This window comes from Mycobacterium sp. NGS45, assembly GCF_059812645.1.
Genome location: NZ_JCALDB010000011.1, coordinates 1 through 17037 on the forward strand (window position 1 = coordinate 1; position 17037 = coordinate 17037).

A 17037-nucleotide genomic window follows, 5' to 3' on the forward strand; every position below is an offset into this window, starting at 1 on the left:
GGTGGCCTTGGTGTAGATCTTGGTGATGCTGCCGTTGTCCTTGTCGAACAGCGCCGGGTCGACCTCAGCCCAGCCGCCCAGGTCGGCGATGGTCCACAGCTTCTCCGGCGTCGGGAAGTCGTCCTTGAAGTCGACGGCCACCGCGGGGTCGACCGGGCGGAACCCGGCCTCGGCCCACAGCTTCTGACCCTCGGCGGTGAACAGGAAGTTCTTCAGCGCGACGGCCTTGTCGTGGTGCGCGCTGGTGGTCACCACCGCGACCGGGTTCTCGATCTTGAAGGTGTGCGGCGGGTTGACGTGCTCGACGGGCTTGCCCTGCCGTTCGACGTGGATCGCTTCGTTCTCGTAGCTGATCAGCACGTCGCCGGTGCCCTGCAGGAACACGTCGGTGGCTTCGCGGCCGGAGCCGGGGCGGGTCTTGACGTGCTCGGAGACCAGCTTGTCGACGAACTCCAGACCGGCCTGCGGGTCCTTGCCGCCGTTGCTCTTGGCCGCATACGGGGCCAGCAGGTTCCACTTGGCCGACCCGGAACTCAGCGGGCTGGGGGTGACCACCTCGACGCCGGGTGCCAGCAGGTCGTCCCAGTCCTTGATGTTCTTCGGGTTGCCCTCGCGCACCACGAAGGTGACCACCGAGCCGAACGGGATGCCCTTGGTGGCGTCGGCGTTCCAGTCCTCGGCGACCTTGCCGGCGTCGACCAGACGGGTGATGTCGGGTTGCACCGAGAAGTTCACCAGGTCGGCCGGCTTGCCTTCCTTGACGCCGCGGGACTGGTCGCCGGAGGCGCCGTAGGACGTGGTCACGGCCACGCCCTTGCCTTCCGGGGTCTCGGCGAACGCCGGGATGATCTTGCTCCAGCCGGGCTCCGGCACCGCGTAGGCCACCAGGGTCAGGGTGGTTTCGGCGTCGCTGCCGCCCTCGGCCCCGACCACGTCACTCGATCCGCCGCCGCAGGCAGCGACCAGCGAGGCGGTGCCGGCCAGCGCAGCAGCCACGGCCAGCTTGCGCCCGTGCGGCCGAACGAACTTCAGGAATGACATGGACTGCCCTTTCTATGCCTGGTGAGGAGTGATGGTTGGGAACCCGTGGTCCTCATGAAAGGGAGGCGATGGCAGCGGCGCTATGCGCAGAACTCAGACATCACCGACACCGAACCGAGGCGGACGGGGCGGAATCAGCGACGACAACAGCAAACATCGGCAACGGCACAGAAACCGACGGCAATGAGGGTCAGCACGTGGCCACCCCTGTTGCCCGACGCCGTTTGCATGGCGGGAAGCCTAACAGCTCAGCGGGCAAGCAACCACATGAGGACGACCAGCACCAACAGCAGCACCAGCGTCAGGGTCACACGGGACCGCGGCATACCGCTCATCCGGGCACCTCGTCCTTACCGCGCAGCCGGCGCAACACCCGGATGGTGTTGCCCAACACCGCATCGAGCAGCAGCGCGATGGCATAGGCCAGGAGCAGCACGACCGGCATCACCACGATGGTTTGCAGCACGAAGTCCAGGCCGGACAGCCACAGCTCGACCCCATCCCACCAACTCAGGACTCCATCCATTGCGACCACCTTACGATCAGCACGTGATGATTCGCCAAGACCACAGCGCCTGGCGGTCGGCCGGGGCGCGCACAGCCGAGCTGGGCCGGTAGACGGCAATGGTGTCCGCAGCCCAAGATGGTGCGATGGCGATCGACATCCAATCCGGAGACGTCCAATCCGGAGACACCCCACCGTTCACCCCGACCGCCCCGGTGCCGCACCTGCCCTCGGGCACGTTGCGCAACGCGTTCCCGCCGATCGCCGACTACGGATTCCTGTCGGACTGCGAGAACACCTGCTTGATCTCCTCGTCCGGTTCGGTGGAGTGGCTGTGCGTGCCGCGTCCGGATTCGCCCAGCGTGTTCGGCGCGATCCTGGACCGCGGCGCCGGCCACTTCCGGCTGGCGCCGTACGGCGTCTCGGTCCCGTCGGCGCGCCGCTATCTGCCCGGCAGCCTGATCTTGGAAACCACCTGGCAAACCCACACCGGTTGGCTGATCGTGCGCGAAGCGCTGGTGATGGGCCCCTGGCACGACATCGAATCGCGGTCCCGCACGCACCGGCGCACCCCGATGGACTGGGATGCCGAACACATCCTGTTGCGCACCGTGCGGTGTGTGTCCGGGACCGTCGAAATGGTGATGAACTGCGAGCCCAGCTTCGACTACCACCGCATCCCGGCCCGCTGGGAGTACTCGGCGCAGGCCTACGGCGAGGCGATTGCGCGGGCGTCGCGCAACCCGGACGCGCACCCCACGCTGCGGCTGACCACCAACCTGCGTTTGGGTCTGGAGGGCCACGAGGCCCGGGCCCGCACCCGGCTCAAGGAAGGCGACACCGTGTTCGTCGCGCTGAGCTGGTCCAAGCACCCGGCGCCGCAGAACTTCGAAGAAGCCGCCGAGAAGATGTGGACCACCAGCGAGTGTTGGCGGCAATGGATCAACGTCGGTGACTTCCCGGACCATCCGTGGCGGTCCTATCTGCAGCGCAGCGCGCTGACCCTGAAGGGCCTGACCTACTCGCCGACCGGCGCGCTGCTGGCCGCCAGCACCACCTCGCTGCCGGAGACCCCGCAAGGTGAACGCAACTGGGACTACCGCTACGCCTGGGTGCGGGATTCCACGTTCGCGCTGTGGGGCCTCTACACCCTGGGCCTGGACCGCGAGGCCGACGACTTCTTCGCCTTCATCGCCGACGTGTCCGGCGCCAACAACGGCGAACGGCACCCGCTGCAGGTGATGTACGCCGTCGGCGGTGAGCGCAGCCTGGTCGAAGAGGAGCTCAACCACCTGTCCGGCTACGACAATTCGCGGCCGGTCCGGATCGGCAACGGCGCCTACAACCAGATGCAGCACGACATCTGGGGCACCATGCTCGACTCGGTGTATCTGCACGCCAAATCCCGCGAACAGATCCCCGAGACGCTCTGGCCGGTGCTCAAGGAACAGGTCGAAGAGGCCATCAAGCACTGGCGCGAACCCGACCGCGGGATCTGGGAGGTGCGCGGCGAACCGCAGCACTTCACCTCCAGCAAGATCATGTGCTGGGTGGCGCTGGACCGCGGCTCCAAACTGGCCGAACTGCAGGGCGAGAAGAGCTACGCCCAACAGTGGCGGGCGGTCGCCGAGGAGATCAAGGCCGACGTGCTCAAACGCGGTGTCGACAAGCGCGGCGTGTTGACCCAGCGCTACGGCGACGACGCACTGGACGCGTCACTGCTGCTGGCGGTGCTGACCCGGTTCCTGCCGCCGGACGACCCGCGGATCCGGGCCACCGTGCTGGCGATCGCCGACGAGCTCACCGAAGACGGCCTGGTGCTGCGCTACCGGGTCGAGGAGACCGACGACGGCCTGTCCGGGGAAGAGGGCACCTTCACGATCTGCTCGTTCTGGTTGGTCTCGGCGCTGGTCGAGATCGGCGAGATCCACAAGGCCCGGCACCTGTGCGAACGGCTGCTGTCCTTCGCCAGCCCGCTGCACCTGTACGCCGAGGAGATCGAGCCGCGCACCGGCCGGCACCTGGGCAACTTCCCGCAGGCCTTCACGCACCTGGCGCTGATCAACGCCGTCGTGCACGTGATCCGGGCCGAGCAGGAATCCGATCTGTCCGGGGTGTTTCAGCCCGCGCATTCACCCGGCTGACCCAGGCGGCGTCCGCGGGTTGTTCGGTGATCTCGGACAGGCCGCTCGACCCTCCCCCAGGCGAGCAAGTTAGCGTAACCTAACAACTCGCGCGGGGACGTCGACCTGGAGGACAGAGATCATCTATGGGTAGAGGCATTCAGGGCGCCATGATGCGCGGCTTCGGCGCGCGCGACCATCAGGCCACGGTGCTCGAGACCACGCGGGTCACACCGCACTGCGTCCGGATCACCTTCTCCTCGGAGACAGTGTTCACCGATGCCCGCTACGAGCCCACCGCCTGGCTGCGGTTCTGGTTCCCCGATCCCGACGGCGGCAGCACCGAATTCCAGCGGGCCTACACCTTCTCCTGGGCCGATCCCGACGTCGGCCGGTTCAGCATCGACGTCATGCTGCATGAGCCGTCCGGCCCGGCCAGCGCCTGGGCCGCCAGCGCCGAACCGGGTATGACGGTCTCGGTGATGACGCTGGGCTCGTCGCGGTTCGAGGTGCCCGACGAGCTGCCCGCCGGTTTCCTGCTGATCGGTGATTCGGCGTCACTGCCGGCGATCAACTCGATCCTGGCCGTGCTGCCACCCGACGTGGACGTCGAGGTGTATCTGGAAAAGCACTGCGCCGACGACGATTTGCTCACCGTCACCGAGCATCCGCGCCGACGGCTGCACTGGGTGGAGCGCACCGACGACACCGCGCTGGCCGCCGCCGTCGAGGACCGGGACTGGTCGAACTGGTATGCCTGGGCCGGACCAGAGGCTGCCGCACTCAAGCATCTGCGTAAACGGCTGCGCGACTTCGGTTTTCCCAAGTCCGAGATCCACGCCCAGGCGTACTGGAACCGCGGCAAGGCGATGGGCAGTTCACGCGCCGACGAGCCGGCCGACGAGCAGTCCGCCACCGCTGAGTCGGTTGCCGAAGCGGCCGGGCCCGATGCGCCGGTGCCCGCTGCCGTGGGCGCGGCCACGGACCAGGCTGCCGAGCTGCCGCCGCCGAGCGCGCCGCGCGGGCGCTGGCGGGCGCAGGCCACCGGCGACCTGCTGGCCCCGGTCAAGCGTCAACTCATCGCCAGCGGTGTGCTGCAGGGGCTGATCACGCTGGTGGAGTTGGCGCCGTTCGTGGTGCTGGTCGAGTTGGCCCGGCAACTGCTGACCGGCGCCGGCGAGGATCAGCTGCGCAGCACGCTGGTGCTGTTCGTGGTGCTGCTCGGGGTGGGCACCCTGCTGGCCGCGATCCTGACCTTCTGGCTGCACCTGGTCGACGTGAAATTCTCGGCCGCGATCAGACGCCGACTGCTGGACAAATTGGCCCGAGTTCCGTTGGGCTGGTTCGACCTTCGCGGTTCGGCAGCGGTCAAGAAGCTGATCTCGGATGACACCCTGTCGCTGCACTACCTGATCACGCATGCGGTGCCGGATGCGGTGGCCGCCGTGGTCGCTCCGCTGGCCGTGCTGATCTACCTGTTCGTGGTGGACTGGCGACTGGCGCTGGTGCTGCTGATCCCGATCCTGGTCTACCTGCTGACCACCTACACCATGGTGTTCCAGAGCGGACCCAAGATCGTCGAGGCCGCCAAGTGGGCCGAACAGATGAACGGCTCGGCCGGTGCCTACCTGGAGGGCCAGCCGGTGATCCGGATCTTCGGCGGCTCGGCGGCGTCGTCGTTCACCGCCAAGCTGGACGCCTACATTGCGTTCCTCAACGACTGGCAGCGGCCGTTCATCGGCAAGAAGACGTTCATGGACCTGGCCACCCGGCCCACCACATTCCTGTGGCTGATCACCACCGTCGGAACGCTGTTCGTGGCGGGCGGTTCGATGCCGGCCAGCACGCTGCTGCCGTTCTTGATCCTGGGCACCACGTTCGGCAGCCGGCTGCTGGGCATCGCCTACGGCTTCGCCGGGCTGCGCGACGGCATGCAGGCCGCGCGCAACATCGCCGTCACGCTGGAGGCCGACGAACTGGACACCGTCGCCGACAGCACTGCCGAAGCGCACGACGAGGGTGTCCGATTCGACGGCGTGACGTTCGGCTACCGGCCCGGTGTGCCGGTGATCCACGACGTGGACCTGCAGCTGTCGCCGGGCACCGTGACCGCGTTGGTCGGCCCGTCCGGTTCGGGTAAGTCGACGCTGGCCGCGCTGCTGGCCCGCTTCCACGACGTCGATTCCGGGGCGATCCGGATCGGCGGCCGCGACATCCGCTCGCTGACCCCTGATGAGCTCTACGCCAAGGTCGGCTTCGTGTTTCAGGATGTGCAGCTGGTGGCCGGCACGGTCGCCGACAACATCGCGCTGGCCCGCCCGGACGCCAGCCGCGACGAGATCATCGCGGCGGCCACCGACGCCCAGATCCACCAGCGGATCACCAGGCTGCCGGACGGCTACGACACCGTGCTCGACGGCGCCACCGCGCTGTCCGGCGGCGAACGCCAACGCCTGACCATCGCCCGGGCGTTGCTGGCCGACACCGAAATCCTGATCCTGGACGAGGCCACCGCCTTCGCCGACCCGGAATCGGAGTACCTGGTGCAGCAGGCCCTGGCCCGGCTGATCGCGCACCGCACCGTGCTGGTCATCGCGCACCGGCTGCATACCATCACCAACGCCGACCAGATCGTGCTGCTCGAACACGGCCGGATCGCCGAACGCGGCACGCACGCCCAGCTGTTGGAGGCCGACGGCGGCTACCGCCGGCTGTGGGAACACCGGATGACCGATGAGACCGTGCTGAGCGGACAGGGGCAGGCATGATTCGCACACTGATCTCACTGGTTCCGGCCACCCAACGCAGCCAACTGCTGGGCTACGGCGTGCTGACCCTGCTGTCGGTGGTGTTGCGCGCGGCCAGCTGCCTGCTGCTGGTGCCGCTGCTGAGCGCGTTGTTCGGCCCGACGCCCTCGGAGGCCTGGCCGTGGGTGGGTTGGCTGACCGTCGTCACGGTGGCGGCCTGGCTGGTCGACTACACGCTGGCCCGGATCGGGTACGGGCTGGGTTTCGCGTTGATGGACACCACGCAGCGCGGCCTGACCGAACGGCTCACCCGGATCCCGCTGTCCTGGTTCGACGGTGACAACACCGCTGCGGCACGGCAATCCATCGCCGCCACCGCACCCGACCTGGTGGGCATGACCGCCAACCTGGTCACCCCGATCATCGGGGCCGTGCTGCTGCCGGCGGCCATTGCGATCGGCTTGTTCTTCATCACCTGGCAGCTGGGCGTGGCCGCGCTGATCGCGCTGCCGCTGCTGCTGGGTGCGCTGTGGGCCAGCATGCGGATCGTGCGGGCCGCCGACGCGGCCGACGCCGCCGCGCACAGTGCACTGACCGAACGGATCCTGGAGTTCGCCCGTACCCAGCAGGCGTTGCGCGCGGCGCGGCGGGTCACCGCGGCGCACAGCCACACCGGTGCGGCGGTGACCGCGGCCCAGGGTGCCACCCGCCGGCTGCTGCTGTTCCAGATTCCGGGGCAGGTGTTGTTCAGCATCGCCAGCCAGATCGGCCTGATCGCGTTGGCCGGCACCGTCGTCACGCTGGCCGTGCGCGGGCAACTCAGCGCCCCGGAAGCGGTTGCGCTGCTGGTGGTCACGGTGCGCTACCTGGAACCGTTCACTGTGCTGTCCGAACTGGCCACCGCCATCGAGTCCGCCCGCGGACTGCTGGACCGGCTGCGCTCGGTGCAGCAGGCGCCCGCGGTGTCCGCTTTGGCCGACCCGGACTTCAGCACCGAAACCCGCTCGCCGCGGGTGGAATTCCGCAACGTCGGGTTCGGCTACGGCGACGGCCCGGAGGTGGTTTCCGAGCTGAACTTCACCTTGGAGCCGGGCAGTACCACCGCGGTGGTCGGCCCGTCCGGGTCCGGTAAGAGCACCATCGTGGCGCTGCTGGCCGGGCTGCACACCCCGACCAGCGGACAGATCCTGATCGACGGCACCGATCTGGCCGACCTGGACCCGGCCACCCGGGCGGCGTTGCCCGCCATAGTGTTCCAGCACCCGTACCTGTTCGACGGGCCGATCGAAGACAACGTCCGGGTCGGCCATCCGCAAGCCAGCGCCGAGGAGTTGGACGCCGCGATGCGGCTGGCCCGGGTGGACGTGATCACCGCGCGGCTGCCCGACGGCGAACGCAGCCGGGTCGGCGAGGCCGGCACCGGCCTGTCCGGTGGTGAACGGCAACGCGTCAGCATCGCGCGCGCCCTGGTCAAACCGTCCGGTCTGCTACTGGTCGACGAGGGCACCAGCGCATTGGACAACGAGAATGAGGCCGCCATCACCCGGGCCATCGCCGAGGACCCGCAGGCCCGCACCCGGGTGATCATCGCGCACCGCCTCGGCGCCATCAGCCACGCCGACCAGGTGCTGTTCGTCGACGGCGGCCGGATCGTGGAACAAGGCGCGATCGATGCGCTCGCGACCGCGGGCGGCCGGTTCGCCGAGTTCTGGCGGCAGCGCCAGGACAGCGCCGGCTGGCAGATCGCCGCCACCAACTGAATCAGCCTTCCCGGCGCGAGCAGTTCCGTTCAGGCTGATCGCAACGCTGCGCCCGATGTGAAGGCTGGCGCAATACCCGGTTCCTGAGCCGTCGTCGCTGGTAACAGCGGCCACGCCGGTGGCTCGAGTGGCGGATTCGGCCGCTGCCCGCACAACCTGGTCGGCGCCCGCTTCGGGCTCGGCTGAATTGGTCCCTAACGTCTCGAGGGCGACCAGTCAGCCAGCCGAACCGGAGGTACACGGTGACCGAAGCGGACCCGATCCCGCTGCGGCGGCGTACCCGCGCCGACCACGCCCGGCTGGTCGCCGACATGCTGCGACACCAGATCCACTCCGGCGGATACCCCGAGGGCCTGCCGGGTGAGACGCAGCTGGCCGAGGAGTTCTTCGTATCCCGCAACACCGTGCGGCAAGCGTTGACGACGCTGAAGTCCGAGGGTTTGATCGACCGCGGCCCCAAGGTCGGTACGCACGTCGCGGTGCGTAAGTACGACCACGGCCTGGATGCGTTGGTGGGGCTCAAGGAAACGTTCAAGGGTTACGGCGAGATTCGCAACGAGGTGCGCGCCGCGCACCGCGTCACCGCTCCCCCGGCGGTGGCGCACCGGCTGCGGCTTCGTCCCGGCGCGCCGGTGATCTTCCTGGAGCGGCTGCGCTATCTGGGCGATCTGCCGCTGAGCCTGGACATGACTTACCTGAACCCCGACGTCGGCGAGCAGCTGTTGGAGCACTCGCTGGAACACAACGACGTGTTCGCACTGATCGAGGAGGTCACCGGCCAGTCGTTGGGGTCGGCGACCTTGGCCATCGAGGCGGTGGCCGCCGATCCGCATTCGGCGGCGATCCTGCAGGTGCCCGACGGCGCCGCGGTCTTGTTGCTGGAACGGCTCAGCCATCTCGACGACGGCACGCCCGTCGACCTGGAATACATCCGCATGCGCGGCGACCGGATCACGCTGCGCGGACATCTCGCGAGGGGCCTGACATGACCTTGACCAACCAGCGCGGCGACGTGCCGGTCACCATCGACGAATCGCTGTGCATCCAAGGCTGCACGTTGTGCGTGGACGTCTGCCCGCTGGATTCGCTGGCGATCAACCCGGACAACGGCAAGGCCTACATGCACGTCGACGAGTGCTGGTACTGCGGGCCGTGCGCAGCCCGATGTCCAACCGGCGCAGTCTCGGTCAACATGCCCTATCTGCTCCGCTGACATCCCCCGAAGAGGCACAGCCCATGAAACGTGCACTAGCCAGTTTGTTCGCCGTCACCACCGCGGCGACCCTTTCGGCCTGTTCGCTGGACTCCGGTTCCGGCTCGGCCGACACCATCCCGGTGGTGGTGGGTTACCAATCCAAGACCATCAACACCGTCACCGCGGGAACCCTGTTGCGCGCCAAGGGATTCCTGGAGCAGCGTCTGGCCGAGATCGGCGCGGCCAACGGCGTCGACTACGACGTGCAGTGGCAGGACTACGACACCGGCGCCCCGATCACCGCGCAGATGGTCGCCGAGAAGATCGACATCGGCTCGATGGGCGATTATCCGATGCTGATCAACGGCTCACGCACGCAGAGCAACGAACGGGCCCGCACCGAGATGGTTTCGGTCACCGGCTACAGCCCGACCGGCGCACTGAACATGGTGGTGGTGACCCCGGACTCGCCGGTCACCTCGATCACCGATCTGCGCGGCAAGAAGGTGTCAGCCAGCGTCGGCTCGGCCGGACACGGCACCCTGGTGCGCGCACTCGACAACGCCGGCATCGACCCGGCCACCGGTGTCGAGGTGCTCAACCAGCAGCCGCAGGTCGGTGCGTCGGCGTTGGAATCCGGTCAGGTGCAAGCACTTTCCCAGTTCGTGGCCTGGCCCGGACTGCTGGTGTTCCAGGACAAGGCCAAGTTGCTCTACGACGGTGCCGAAGGTGACTACCCCACCTTCCACGGCGTGGTGGTGCGCCGCGACTACGCGAATGCCCATCCGGAGGTGCTCGACGCGTTCCTGCAGGCCCAGCTCGACGCCACCGATTACCTCAACGAACACCCGCTGGAGTCGGCGCAGCTGGTGGCCGATGGCAGCGGTCTGCCCGCCGAGGTGGTCTACCTGTACAACGGTCCGGGCGGCACCAGTTTCGACACCACGCTCAAGCCCGAGCTGATCGAGGCGTTCAAAGGTGATGTGCCCTACCTGAAGTCGATCGGCGACTTCGCCGATCTGGACATCGACCGGTTCATCTCGGACACCGCGCTGCGCAAGGCCTTCACCGAGCGGGACCGCGATTACGACGCCGAACTGGCCAGCCTGGTCAACCCGTCGGCGGTGCGCGGTCACGACCCGGTCTGCAATGTCGAGGTGGACGACCCGGCGCGCGCCGGGGAGCTGTGGCTGGTCGGCCGCAACGCCACCCAGCCGGCCGCCGACCCGGGCTGCCTGCTGCGCGCCATCCGGGAAGCGACCGCTGACGGAGCGCAGGTGCGTGCGGCCTACGTGCCGGACACCGAGTTCGGTACCCGCTGGTTCGCCGACAAGTCGGTGTGGGTGCGCGACGGCGCCGACTACCTGCCGTTCGCGACCCAGGCCGGCGCGCAGCGCTACCTGAGCACGCACCCGACTGGCACCGTGCTCGACTACCAGCAGGCCCTGGCGGGTGTGCAATGAGCGCCCCCGCAGCCGTGCTGACCGCTGAGCAACCCGCCGACGACGTCGTCGTCGCACCCGCCGCCGCCGCGGCGCCGCAACGCCGCTCCTGGACCGCGATCGCGGTCCGGGTCGGCTCGGTGCTCGCCTTCATCCTCGCTTGGCAACTGCTGACCAGCAACGACGTCCGGCTGTGGCTGCGTTTCGACACGCTGCCGACCGTGACCGAGATCGGTTCGGTGCTCATCGACCGGTTGGGTACCGGCGAGTACTGGCTGGACCTCGGGCAGTCGTTGATCCGCATCCTGACCGGATTCGCGTTGGCCGGGGTGGCCGGGGTGGCCACCGGCATCATGCTGGGCCGCTCGCGGTGGTTCGCGAATATCTTCGGTCCGCTGACCGAACTGGCCCGGCCCATCCCGGCGATCGCGATCGTCCCGGTGGCCATCCTGCTGTTCCCCAGCGACGAGTCCGGCATCGTGTTCATCACGTTCCTGGCCGCCTACTTCCCGATCATGGTCAGCACCCGGCACGCGGTGCGCGCCCTGCCCACACTGTGGGAGGACTCGGTGCGCACCCTGGGCGGCGGCCGGTTCGACGTGCTGACCCGGGTGGTGCTGCCCGGCATCCTGCCCGGCGTGTTCGGCGGCTTGTCGGTCGGGATCGGAGTGGCGTGGATCTGTGTAATCTCCGCCGAGATGATCTCCGGCCGTTTGGGTGTGGGCTACCGCACCTGGCAGGCCTACACCGTGCTGGCCTACCCGGATGTCTTCGTCGGCATCATCACCATCGGCGTGCTGGGCTTTCTCACCTCGGCCGCGGTCGAGTTGACCGGACGTCGGCTGACCCGGTGGCTGCCGCGCGGTGAGGAGAACGCGAAATGACCAGCCAGGGAATGCGATTGGATCTGAGCGGCGTGGTGCTGTCCTACGGCGGCGCGGCAGTGGTCGACGGGCTCGACCTGTCGGTGCGGGCCGGCGAGATCCTGGTGCTGACCGGGCCGTCCGGCTGCGGCAAGTCCACCGTGCTGCGTGCGCTGGCCGGGTTGCTGGCGCCCGACGCCGGGACCATCACCGCCGACGACCAGCCGGTCACCGGCACCTCGCGGGACCGCGCGATGGTGTTCCAGGACAACGCGTTGTTGCCCTGGCGCACCGTGCAATCCAATGTCGAGCTGGCGTTGTCGCTGGCCGGCCGGCCGCGCTCGGGCCGGCGCGCCGAGGCACAGCGCTGGATCGCCGACGTCGGTTTGTCCGGTTTCGAACGCTATCTGCCCAAGAGTCTGTCCGGCGGCATGCGCCAACGCGTGCAGCTGGCCCGCGGCCTGGCCGGCGCGCCGCGCGCGGTGATGATGGACGAACCGTTCGGCGCCCTGGACGCGCAAACCCGAACCAGCATGCAGCGGCTGCTGATCGACACCTGGGGCGCGCACCCCACCACGGTCGTGTTCGTCACGCACGACGTCGACGAGGCGTTGCTGCTCGGTGATCGGGTGGCGGTGCTGGGCCGGGCCGGTGAGCCGGTGCGGGCCCTGCTCGAGATACCCAACCCGCGCCAGCCCGGCCAAGACCGAGCCGCGCTGCGCACCGAAATCCTTACTGCACTTGATCATACGGAGCTGGTTGGCTGATGGACATCCCCGAACCGAAGGACGCCCTGCGTCTGGACTGCGACGTGCTGGTGATCGGCGGCGGGACCGCGGGCACCATGGCCGCGCTCACCGCGGCCGAGAACGGCGCCTCGGTGCTGCTGCTGGAGAAGGCGCACGTGCGACACTCCGGTGCGCTGGCCATGGGCATGGACGGCGTCAACAACGCCGTCATCCCGGGTAAGGCCGAGCCCGAGGACTACGTCGCCGAGATCACCCGGGCCAACGACGGAATCGTCAACCAGCGCACCGTCTATCAGACCGCCACCCGCGGGTTCGCGATGGTGCAGCGGCTGGAACGCTACGGCGTCAAATTCGAGAAGGACGAGCACGGCGAGTACGCGGTGCGCCAGGTGCACCGGTCGGGCTCGTACGTGCTGCCGATGCCCGAGGGCAAGGACGTCAAGAAGGCGCTGTACCGGGTGCTGCGGCAACGATCCATGCGCGAGAAGATCCGGATCGAGAACCGGGTGGTGCCGGTGCGGGTGCTCACCGAGGGCACCGGCGAGCAGCGCCGCGCGGTGGGCGCAGCGGCATTCAACAGCCGCACCGGCGAATTCGTCGTGGTCGGCGCCAAGGCGGTGATCCTGGCCACCGGACCGTGCGGCCGGCTCGGCTTGCCGGCGTCGGGATATCTGTACGGCACCTACGAGAACCCGACCAACGCCGGGGACGGGTATTCGATGGCCTATCACGCCGGCGCCGAGTTGTCCGGCATCGAATGCTTCCAGATCAACCCGCTGATCAAGGATTACAACGGCCCGGCCTGCGCGTACGTGGCCAACCCGTTCGGCGGTTATCAGGTCAACGCACTCGGTGAGCGGTTCGTCGACTCCGACTACTGGTCGGGTCAGATGATGGCCGAGGTGAAGCGCGAGATCGAATCCGCCCGGGGCCCGATCTACCTGAAGGTCAGTCACCTGCCCGACGAGACGCTCAGCGCACTCGAGGACATCCTGCACACCACCGAGCGACCCACCCGCGGCACCTTCCACGCCAACCGCGGGCACGACTACCGCAGCCACGACATCGAGATGCATATCTCCGAGATCGGTTTGTGCAGTGGGCATTCGGCGTCCGGAGTGTGGGTCGACGAGCACGCCCGCACCACGGTGCCCGGGCTGTACGCGGCCGGCGACCTGGCCTGCGTGCCGCACAACTACATGATCGGGGCGTTCGTCTACGGCGACCTGGCCGGTGCGCACGCCGCCGGCACTCTGGCCGAGTTGACTGCACCGCAGGACCTGCCGCCCGAGCAGATCGAGGCCGCCCACGAGCTGATCTACCGTCCGGCCCGCCAGCCGGACGGTCCGCCGCAGCCGCAGGTCGAATACAAGCTGCGCCGCTTCGTCAACGACTATGTGGCACCACCGAAGACCGCGACCAAGCTGTCGCTGGCGGTGCAGACCTTCGAGCGGATGCGGGCCGAGGTCGCCGGCATCGGGGCCCGCACCCCGCACGAACTGATGCGCGCGGTCGAGGTGTCGTTCATCCGGGACTGCGCCGAGATGGCCGCGCGGTCGTCGTTGACCCGCGACGAATCCCGGTGGGGCCTCTACCACGACCGCGCCGACGCCCCGCGCCGTGACGATGCCAATTGGCGCTTCCACCTCAACCTGTACCGGGGTGCGGACGGCACCATGCAGTTCGTCAAACGTCCGGTGGCACCGTACTTCGTGCCGGTGCCCGGGCTCGATGACCTGCCCGGACCGGAGACCGAGCCGATTCCGGTGGCCCAGCCGCCGCTGGCCACCGGCCAGGCACCGGAGCCGGTCGCCGAGCGGGTGGCGGCCGCCGAGCCGGTGGCGCCGCCGTCGGCGCGGATCGTCGCGGTGCTGGCGCTGGAGTCGCCGAGCCTCGACGAATTGGCCGAGTTCCTCGCCGACGACGATCCCGGCGTCCGCCGCACCGCCGTCGACGTGCTGACCGAAACCCTGTGCGACGGTTACGGTCCGGCCCTGGTGGCCGCACTGGCCGATGCCGACGTCGCGGTGCGCCGGACCGCGGCCGAAGGCCTGCGCGAACTGGTCGAGGTGGTGCCGGCACCCGCCGAGGTCGCCGCCCATCTCGGCTCGGCCGACCCCATCGTGCGCGCCACCGCGCTGTACCTGTTGGCCGCCCGGCGCAGCGGCGAAAGCTCCTGGTACCGAACGGCACTCGAAGACGTCGATCATCGGGTGCGAATCGAGGCGGTGCGGGCCCTGGTGTCGGTGGACGATGCCGACGGTGTCGCATCCGCGGCCGCCGACGCCAACCGCGAGGTGCGGATCGCGGTGGCCGGCGGGCTGGGCACACTGGCGGCTGGCGGCGTGAGGTCGAGCGGCAGCGGTGCGGTGGTGCGTGAGCTGCTGGCCGACCCGGATCCGTTGGTGCGGGCCGCCGCGTTGGCGGCGCTCGGCGCGGTGGGGTGCACCGCCGAGGACGTCGACGTCGTCGCTCGGGCGTTGCGCGAGAATGCCTGGCAGATCCGGCAGGGCGCTGCCCGGGCGTTGGCCGGCGCCGAACCGCAGGCCGCGGTGCCGCTGCTGGCCGACGCGTTGACCGACCCGCACCTGGACGTGCGCAAGGCTGCCGTGCTGAGCCTGAGCCCGTGGGCGAGCACCGAGCCCGCTGCCAGGGCGGCACTCGACGGCGCCCTGGTCGACAGCGATGCGGACGTGCGCGCCTACGCCCGTCGGGCGCTGACCCGGGAACCGGTCAGCTCGTCCCGTTAATGCTTGATGCTCAAGCTGCCAACGGATGCTCCGCTGATGCCAGACATGGCCGAACCAGCGGCCTCCCCCGGCCCCGATGGCCACGGCGATGCGACGGCCTCGGTGATGCGACCGCCAACTACCTCGGCACCTATCGCCGGGGCGCGAGTAGGCGGGTTCCGGAGTGGTCGGACGGGCGGGTTCCGGAGTGGTCGGACGGCGGCCGGAGATGTCCTCGAATTCTCTTGCATTGTCGCCGAATCGGCGTAGACTAGAACAAACGTTCGAATAGGGGTTTGACTCTCCCGGACTCCTAACGCGCCTCGTCATTGTGTGACTCGATGGTGCTGCCCCCTCTGGCGGGGCCGTCGGTGTCCGTTGTTCTTCGTGGGTGTCGCGCTGTTGCGCGGGTAATAGGGAAGCTCAGGTGTCCACTATGGATTCCGTTGACATCGATACCGTCGTCAATCTGCTCATCGAGGAGTTGGCACCGCCACCCGTCTGCCCTGGCGGTGTTGATGGTGGTGGAGGTCGCAGGCTCTACGAAGTCTTCGCCGCACCGCGCCGTGACGACGAACCACGGCTGGCTGCGGTGCTGACCGCCGTGGTCGCGCTGCGTAACCTGCTCGACGCGGTGATGGCCGGCGCCGCGAATGCGGTTGAGCGCCTCGGAGTCGGCGCAGGAGCGGAATCCTTGACGAGGTTGGGCGTGGCTCCGGCGGTGGCCTACCGCGCCATGCGCGTCGGCCGCGCTGCCCCCGGCATACCGGCGCTGGCCCGCGCTGCCCGGGTCGGTGGCGTGGGCCTGGAAGCCGCCGACGCGATCTGCGCCGGTATCGCCCACATTCAGGCCCGAGTGGCGATCGACGAAACAGAGCGGGCGCGGATCACGACGGCGTTGATGGTCGAGGCCAGTCCCGCAGCGATCACACGGAAGGCGCGCGGCTTGGCGATCGCCTTGACCCCCGACCACCCGACGCCGGCAGGTGTGCCAGTCGCCGAGGACGCCGCACTCAACGACATGACCCTGTCCCAAACCCGTGACGGCCGGGTACAAGCACGAATGGACCTGGACGTACATACCGGCGAGGAGTTGCACGCGGCGTTGGACGCGTTGTGCCGCCCCAGCCCGGCACCCGACGGCTCACCAGACCCCCGTACGGCCGGGCAACGCCGCGCCGACGGATTCGGCCAACTGTTGCGCAGCTACCTCAGTGGACAGTCTCGGCCCACTTCCGGCGGGGTCCTGCCGCACATCACCCTCATCCGCCCAGCATCTGCAGGCGCCGCGGCGGGCAACCCCGACGCTCTTGTTGCCGAGCTGGGTGCGGTTGCAGGCCCTGGAGCCTTCCCTGGCATCGGGTCGGCGGTCGACACCCTCGGGTTCTGCGGTCCGGTCACCACCACCACGGCCGAGTTGATCAGTTGTGACGCCGCGGTCACCGCGGTCTACGTCGACGCTTGCGGGGCACCGTTGGATGTGGGTCGCACCCAACGGTTGTTCCCGCCGAAGATCCGCAAAGCCCTGGCCGCCCGGGACTGTGGGTGCGCATTCCCCGGGTGTGGGCGCCCGGTGTCGTGGACCGACGCTCATCACATCCGACCGTGGGCGGCCGGCGGGACCACCAGCGTCGACAACGGCGTCCTGCTGTGCCGGCGCCATCACCGGATGATCCACCACGATGGCTGGCAGGTCTACCTCGGTCCCGACCGCCACCCCTGGTTCATCCCACCGGTCGACCCGGCTCATCCCACCAGAGCGCCCGAACACCTCCGCTGCCACGCCCGCCGCACATTGACTGCACTGCCCACTGCCGCCTGACCACCCCACCCAGCAGGACGCCGACACACCGTACAACTCGAAAACTACACAGAGACAACAA

13 protein-coding genes are annotated in these 17037 nt (G+C 68.8%); 10 read left to right on the forward strand and 3 right to left on the reverse strand.

The window, feature by feature from the left end; genetic code table 11:
• The 3 genes from AC5Y3P_RS11770 to AC5Y3P_RS11780 form a co-directional block, all read right to left on the reverse strand.
• Positions 1–1041 (reverse strand): sulfate ABC transporter substrate-binding protein (locus AC5Y3P_RS11770; RefSeq protein ID WP_500046082.1); only part of this gene is annotated, 1041 nt, incomplete at its 3' end.
• A 134-nt stretch (positions 1042–1175) separates the two neighbouring features.
• Entirely contained in the window at positions 1176–1271 is a 96-nt protein-coding gene (locus tag AC5Y3P_RS11775; RefSeq protein ID WP_500046083.1) for an Ms4533A family Cys-rich leader peptide, read from the reverse strand.
• 101 nt (positions 1272–1372) lie between these two features.
• On the reverse strand, positions 1373–1567 hold the full coding sequence (locus AC5Y3P_RS11780; protein WP_500046084.1) for a hypothetical protein: 195 nt from the start codon (positions 1565–1567) through the stop codon (positions 1373–1375).
• A 125-nt stretch (positions 1568–1692) separates the two neighbouring features.
• Between AC5Y3P_RS11780 and AC5Y3P_RS11785 the strand changes: the two genes are divergently transcribed.
• From AC5Y3P_RS11785 to AC5Y3P_RS11830, 10 genes are all read left to right on the forward strand, one after another.
• Positions 1693–3690 (forward strand): glycoside hydrolase family 15 protein, encoded by a 1998-nt coding sequence (locus AC5Y3P_RS11785; RefSeq protein ID WP_500046085.1) that lies wholly within the window; start codon positions 1693–1695, stop codon positions 3688–3690.
• Positions 3691–3815: 125 nt separating this feature from the next.
• Positions 3816–6437, forward strand: a complete 2622-nt coding sequence (locus AC5Y3P_RS11790) for an ABC transporter ATP-binding protein/permease (RefSeq protein ID WP_500046086.1) — start codon at positions 3816–3818, stop codon at positions 6435–6437.
• Entirely contained in the window at positions 6434–8176 is a 1743-nt protein-coding gene (locus AC5Y3P_RS11795) for an ABC transporter ATP-binding protein (protein WP_500046087.1), read from the forward strand. Before AC5Y3P_RS11790 ends, AC5Y3P_RS11795 begins: the two co-directional genes overlap by 4 nt.
• Positions 8177–8487: 311 nt before the next feature.
• Positions 8488–9165, forward strand: a complete 678-nt coding sequence (locus tag AC5Y3P_RS11800; RefSeq protein WP_500046228.1) for a GntR family transcriptional regulator — start codon at positions 8488–8490, stop codon at positions 9163–9165.
• On the forward strand, positions 9162–9389 hold the full coding sequence (locus AC5Y3P_RS11805; RefSeq protein WP_500046088.1) for a 4Fe-4S dicluster domain-containing protein: 228 nt from the start codon (positions 9162–9164) through the stop codon (positions 9387–9389). Before AC5Y3P_RS11800 ends, AC5Y3P_RS11805 begins: the two co-directional genes overlap by 4 nt.
• A 23-nt stretch (positions 9390–9412) precedes the next feature.
• On the forward strand, positions 9413–10834 hold the full coding sequence (locus AC5Y3P_RS11810; protein ID WP_500046089.1) for an ABC transporter substrate-binding protein: 1422 nt from the start codon (positions 9413–9415) through the stop codon (positions 10832–10834).
• Positions 10831–11697, forward strand: a complete 867-nt coding sequence (locus tag AC5Y3P_RS11815) for an ABC transporter permease (RefSeq protein WP_500046090.1) — start codon at positions 10831–10833, stop codon at positions 11695–11697. The genes AC5Y3P_RS11810 and AC5Y3P_RS11815 overlap by 4 nt, the downstream gene beginning before the upstream one ends.
• Positions 11694–12443 carry an ABC transporter ATP-binding protein gene (locus AC5Y3P_RS11820; protein ID WP_500046091.1) on the forward strand — a complete coding sequence of 250 codons (750 nt, stop codon included), beginning with the start codon at positions 11694–11696 and terminating at the stop codon, positions 12441–12443. The genes AC5Y3P_RS11815 and AC5Y3P_RS11820 overlap by 4 nt, the downstream gene beginning before the upstream one ends.
• Positions 12443–15175: a fumarate reductase/succinate dehydrogenase flavoprotein subunit gene (locus AC5Y3P_RS11825; protein ID WP_500046092.1), complete on the forward strand. Its 2733-nt coding sequence runs from the start codon at positions 12443–12445 to the stop codon at positions 15173–15175. Before AC5Y3P_RS11820 ends, AC5Y3P_RS11825 begins: the two co-directional genes overlap by 1 nt.
• 415 nt (positions 15176–15590) lie before the next feature.
• Positions 15591–16976 carry an HNH endonuclease signature motif containing protein gene (locus AC5Y3P_RS11830; protein ID WP_500046093.1) on the forward strand — a complete coding sequence of 462 codons (1386 nt, stop codon included), beginning with the start codon at positions 15591–15593 and terminating at the stop codon, positions 16974–16976.
• Positions 16977–17037: the final 61 nt, after the last annotated feature.

What these genes read in the sequence shown, in the direction of transcription:
- AC5Y3P_RS11790 (WP_500046086.1), top strand. Translation starts at nt 3,816, where the DNA reads ATGGGTAGAGGCATTCAGGGCGCCATGATGCGCGGCTTCGGCGCGCGC.
- AC5Y3P_RS11795 (WP_500046087.1), top strand. Translation starts at nt 6,434, where the DNA reads ATGATTCGCACACTGATCTCACTGGTTCCGGCCACCCAACGCAGCCAA.
- AC5Y3P_RS11785 (WP_500046085.1), top strand. Translation starts at nt 1,693, where the DNA reads ATGGCGATCGACATCCAATCCGGAGACGTCCAATCCGGAGACACCCCA.
- AC5Y3P_RS11820 (WP_500046091.1), top strand. Translation starts at nt 11,694, where the DNA reads ATGACCAGCCAGGGAATGCGATTGGATCTGAGCGGCGTGGTGCTGTCC.
- AC5Y3P_RS11775 (WP_500046083.1), bottom strand. Translation starts at nt 1,271, where the DNA reads ATGCAAACGGCGTCGGGCAACAGGGGTGGCCACGTGCTGACCCTCATT.
- AC5Y3P_RS11780 (WP_500046084.1), bottom strand. Translation starts at nt 1,567, where the DNA reads ATGGATGGAGTCCTGAGTTGGTGGGATGGGGTCGAGCTGTGGCTGTCC.
- AC5Y3P_RS11825 (WP_500046092.1), top strand. Translation starts at nt 12,443, where the DNA reads ATGGACATCCCCGAACCGAAGGACGCCCTGCGTCTGGACTGCGACGTG.
- AC5Y3P_RS11800 (WP_500046228.1), top strand. Translation starts at nt 8,488, where the DNA reads ATGCTGCGACACCAGATCCACTCCGGCGGATACCCCGAGGGCCTGCCG.
- AC5Y3P_RS11830 (WP_500046093.1), top strand. Translation starts at nt 15,591, where the DNA reads ATGGATTCCGTTGACATCGATACCGTCGTCAATCTGCTCATCGAGGAG.
- AC5Y3P_RS11805 (WP_500046088.1), top strand. Translation starts at nt 9,162, where the DNA reads ATGACCTTGACCAACCAGCGCGGCGACGTGCCGGTCACCATCGACGAA.
- AC5Y3P_RS11815 (WP_500046090.1), top strand. Translation starts at nt 10,831, where the DNA reads ATGAGCGCCCCCGCAGCCGTGCTGACCGCTGAGCAACCCGCCGACGAC.
- AC5Y3P_RS11810 (WP_500046089.1), top strand. Translation starts at nt 9,413, where the DNA reads ATGAAACGTGCACTAGCCAGTTTGTTCGCCGTCACCACCGCGGCGACC.